A 4,233-nucleotide genomic window follows, 5' to 3' on the forward strand; every position below is an offset into this window, starting at 1 on the left:
TGGAAATGAGATGGTTCCTGTTTACTATAAGAGTATTCACGGTATCGTCTACGATAATTCAGAACTGAAAAAGTAATGGCTACGCACTATCCCAAAAGGGCGAAGGCGTAGCCGAAGCTTTTTTTATGAAAGGGTTGAGAGGACGATACTCGTCAGCTGACGAGTATCGTCTATATAGAAAAAGTGAAAAGTCGTCAGTGGGATGATACTGAATGCAGTTTGGGAGGATCTTATAGCCAACTCGCTATGTCTTATCCACACGAGTGTGTTGTAAGGTGCGTTTTACAAGCAACTCGAATCCTCTTTTTTTTTCTTCAGTTTGTCACAAGATTCCCCCTGGTCTGTTCAAAAAAAACGTAAACTAAGAGCCTGCAGCTGAATCTACGCTAAACGAGGCGACTCCCCATATAAATATAGCAGGTGAAAAAAGTTAAACAATTTTAGTCAGTTTTTCAATAAAAAGACAATGAGTATAGTAAGGAGGCGAACGAAATGGAGATATTAAAAGCAAGACAACCATCCGACTTGCTCAGAGGACTGAATTACTTGGATAAACGGTTTGAATTGAAGGAGCCGGAGAAGCGTTACCTGATTAATCTGCAGAAAGGATTAAGTGGAGAGACCGCATTTGACGATAAAATAAATCAGCATATCGATAAGCAGGCCATCGTACTGAATGATCTGCTTCTATTGAACAAAGGACTGTCTTTTAAAGTGGACTCCCTGTTGATTGCCTCACACGGGGTGTATATATTCGAAATCAGGAACTATGTTGGACGCTACGTCAGGCATATGGAAGGCTTCAGTACGATACATGGGGAGGAGGTGGCGAATCCGCTGATTCAGCTGAATAGATCGGCATCTTTTCTCAGTCAGCTTCTGAAAGAGTGGGGAAGTGAGCTGAAGGTCACAGCTCATCTGGTGTTTATCCATCCACAATTCAGTTTGTACAATGCGAGAGTAGAGGATCCGATCATCCTGCCGAATCAGATCGATGAGTACCTGAAGGATATTAATATAAAAAGCCGGATGCTGAGCAGGGAGCATCACAATCTGGCCAGACGCATACTCAAACTGCATGACGATGACAGTCCCGTGCAGAAGCAGCTGCCGTATTATTCCTATAAGGAGTTGAAGAAAGGGTTATCTTGCAATGCCTGCGGATCATTTGATCTTCTAATTACTCAGCGGTCCTGTTATTGTAAATCCTGTTTCGTTAAACGCGGAGTAACGGATGTAATTCTGGACAATATAGAAGAACTGCAGTTTCTCTTTCCTGAGACCACTCTGACGACGGCTAAAGTAAACGAGTGGTGCGGGGATGCGGTTCATTTCAGACGGATGAGAAAGGTGTTGAAAGAGCACTATACAGCGACAGGAGCCACTTCCGGGAGAGTATATGAGCAGACAGTGCCCCGGCGCTGATGAAGACAAAACTGGCAGTACAAAAAATGCCCGACCATAGGGATCAGCCTGCAGGAGAAATACTCCGTGCAGGACTGGAATCCGACTGGGCGGGCAGAAAACTGACTGGTTGTTCAGTCAATTTAGTTCAAACTAATTATTCACTTCAAAAGCTGGTTTCAGATGGCCGTTTTCGGCAAGATCATCAAGGAAATCATAGACTTCCTGGCTGGTAAAGGCGTCCTTAAGGGCCTGGATAGCATCAGAATCCTGGTTATCTTCTCTTGCTACAAGCTGGATCGCGAAAGTAAAGTCTTCATCATCTTCCAGGATAAGTGCATCTTCAGGTGTCAGCCCAACTGATTCAATAAAAGTCGGATAGTTGAATACCAGTTCCACACCGTCTTCGTAGGCAGCTGACAAGTTTAGCAGATCGATACTTGTAAAGGTCAGATCATACGGATTTTCTTCAATATCATCTACAGTGGCTTCGAAGCTGACATCCTCACTCAATGTGATCAAATCGTAGTGATCCAGAATCATCAGAGCACGGGCTTTGTTTGACGGGTCACTTGGAAGTGCCACTTCTGCTCCTTCTTCAATATCATCGATCGATTCATAGACTGGAGAATAGAAGCCTACAATCGCATCATAGATAGGCTGGATAGCTACCAGGTTACCGTCTCGTTCTGTGTTGAACATTTCCATGAACGGTTCGTGCTGGGCGAAGCTGGCATCCACTTCATCATTAAGAAGAGCTTCGTTGTACTGGATATTGTCGGATACTTCTACAAGTTGGACACTGTATCCATCCTCGATCACATCTCCGGCAATTTCAACGATATCGGTCATCGGAGGAAGGTGAGAAGCGACTTCAATGACGACCTCTTCACCATTGCTGTTTCCCGATTCTTCTGTTGTTTCTTCAGTTGCGTCACCGCAGGCAGCCAATAGCAGAGCAGTACTTCCTAAAATTAGGGTTTTTTTGAACATAATAATCTCTCCTTAAGTCTTTTTTATTCATCATCTTTTATCCAGTTTTCTTGCAAGAGCCAGTCCGAGCCATTGAAATATCTCAACGAGTACAATGATCAGGACAATGGCGGTATACATAATATCTGTTTCGTAACGCTGGTAGCCGAAGCGGATGGCAAAATCACCGATCCCTCCTCCACCGACAACGCCCATGATCGTCGAGTAGGACACGAAACTGATCACAGCAGTTGTAAAGCCGATGACCAGACTGCTCCTGGCTTCCACGTAAAGGAATTTCCAGACCAGCTGCCAGTTTGTTGCGCCCATAGATTTTGCCGTTTCGATGATGCCTTTTGGTACTTCCATCAGAGACTGTTCAACGAAACGGGCATATAAGGCAATCGCAATCACTACCATGGGGAATGATGCAGCAATGGGGTCGCCAGTCGCTCGGCCGTATACTTGCCGGACAAAGGGCTGCATGGCTACAACTAACAGCAAGAAGGGGAACGACCGGATCACATTCACCAGAATATTTAAAAGGCGATTGACGAACCGATTAGCCATAGGCCGAGTGTCAGCTGTCAGATACAGTAGCGTGCCAACTGGTATTCCAAGAAGAATAGCAGCAAGCATGGCAAAAAACAGCATGATGCCTGTCTCCCATAAACTGTCGAGCAGACGCGGTGCGAATTCAATGATGCGTTCTATATATAGCGAAATAGAGTCAGTCACTAGTCAGCACCTCGATTGCACGCTCAAGATACGGTCGATCAGTCAGTTTGTCTTCTGAACGAGTGATATCTACAATTTGTCTGACTTTACCGTATTCCATTAAAGCCGCCCGTGTGCACAGGGCTTTGATGACCGGAAGTTCATGTGTGACAACGACAATGGTCATTTTGAACTCTCTGTGCGCCTTTTTTAAAACAGCCACGATGTCTTCTGTAGTATTCTGATCCAAAGCGGATGTCGGCTCGTCGCATAAAAGTAGTTTTGGCCGTGTAATAAGGGCACGGGCTATACCAACACGCTGTTTCTGCCCCCCGCTGAGCTGCTGAGGGTAGCTGTGCTTCTTGTCGCTCAACCCGACGAAATCGAGGACTTCGTCTACGGTTAGAGTCTGATCATAGTTATGGAGAGTCAGAGGTAATCTGATATTTTCAGCTACTGTTTTATTGTTGAGCAGATTGAACTGCTGAAAAATCATGCCGATCTGCTTCTGTTCCATACGCAGGTCTTTCTTTGACAAATGAGTCAAATCAACACCGTCTACGGTTACGGAACCAGCATCGGGTGTCTCAAGTGCATTGATCATACGGAGAAGAGTCGACTTTCCTGCCCCGCTTTCACCTATGACACCGAACGCTTCACCTGTCTTTATGTCGAGTGAGACATCCGTGAGTGCAGCCAGTGTCTGGTTTTTACTGAAAAACGTTTTTTCTATATGACGGAGTTGTATCAAAGTGTCTATAGACCTCCTTCATTCACGTCGCTGTTTAAACAACACTGCCAATTATATGTAGGAACAGCAAGGGAAGCAATAAAATGAGTCATTAATGCGTAATAAAAAACAGATAATGTCCAGCATAGAATAGATGAAGGTGATTGTCGGAGGAGGAACGGAGACCGGTATATCAAGGATTTGGAAGCTTAGGAAGCTTCCAAATAATAAGTGGGAAAAGAGAGTTTTAAAACAATATTGTACTTTAAATGAGTTTTCTGTGAATCGAGTAGGAGGTAAATAATTAATTTATTTACCGTCCTCTCACACCACCGTGCGTACGGTTCCGTACACGGCGGTTCAATAATTTAAATATCTCTATCGCTCGTACAAATGGATTAAATCTCTTA

Annotated in this window: 4 protein-coding genes; 1 reads left to right on the plus strand and 3 read right to left on the minus strand. The window is 44.5% G+C overall.

From position 1 onward, the window contains the following. Window positions 1–492 precede the first annotated feature (492 nt). Window positions 493–1,425 carry a nuclease-related domain-containing protein gene (locus tag ACYQ4S_RS11025; RefSeq protein WP_346024279.1) on the plus strand — a complete coding sequence of 311 codons (933 nt, stop codon included), beginning with the start codon at window positions 493–495 and terminating at the stop codon, window positions 1,423–1,425. A gap of 132 nt (window positions 1,426–1,557) precedes the next feature. Here the strand turns inward: ACYQ4S_RS11025 and ACYQ4S_RS11030 are convergent, their stop codons facing one another. From ACYQ4S_RS11030 to ACYQ4S_RS11040, 3 genes are read right to left on the minus strand one after another with little or no spacing between them, the layout of a single operon-like run. Continuing rightward, window positions 1,558–2,397, minus strand: coding sequence for a MetQ/NlpA family ABC transporter substrate-binding protein (locus ACYQ4S_RS11030; RefSeq protein ID WP_346024278.1), 840 nt, complete (start codon window positions 2,395–2,397; stop codon window positions 1,558–1,560). A gap of 30 nt (window positions 2,398–2,427) precedes the next feature. Beyond that, window positions 2,428–3,114 (minus strand): methionine ABC transporter permease, encoded by a 687-nt coding sequence (locus ACYQ4S_RS11035; protein ID WP_346024277.1) that lies wholly within the window; start codon window positions 3,112–3,114, stop codon window positions 2,428–2,430. Beyond that, entirely contained in the window at window positions 3,107–3,844 is a 738-nt protein-coding gene (locus ACYQ4S_RS11040; RefSeq protein ID WP_346024276.1) for a methionine ABC transporter ATP-binding protein, read from the minus strand. Before ACYQ4S_RS11040 ends, ACYQ4S_RS11035 begins: the two co-directional genes overlap by 8 nt. Window positions 3,845–4,233: the final 389 nt, after the last annotated feature.

The sequence above is a fragment of the Alkalibacterium sp. s-m-28 genome, assembly GCF_054658175.1.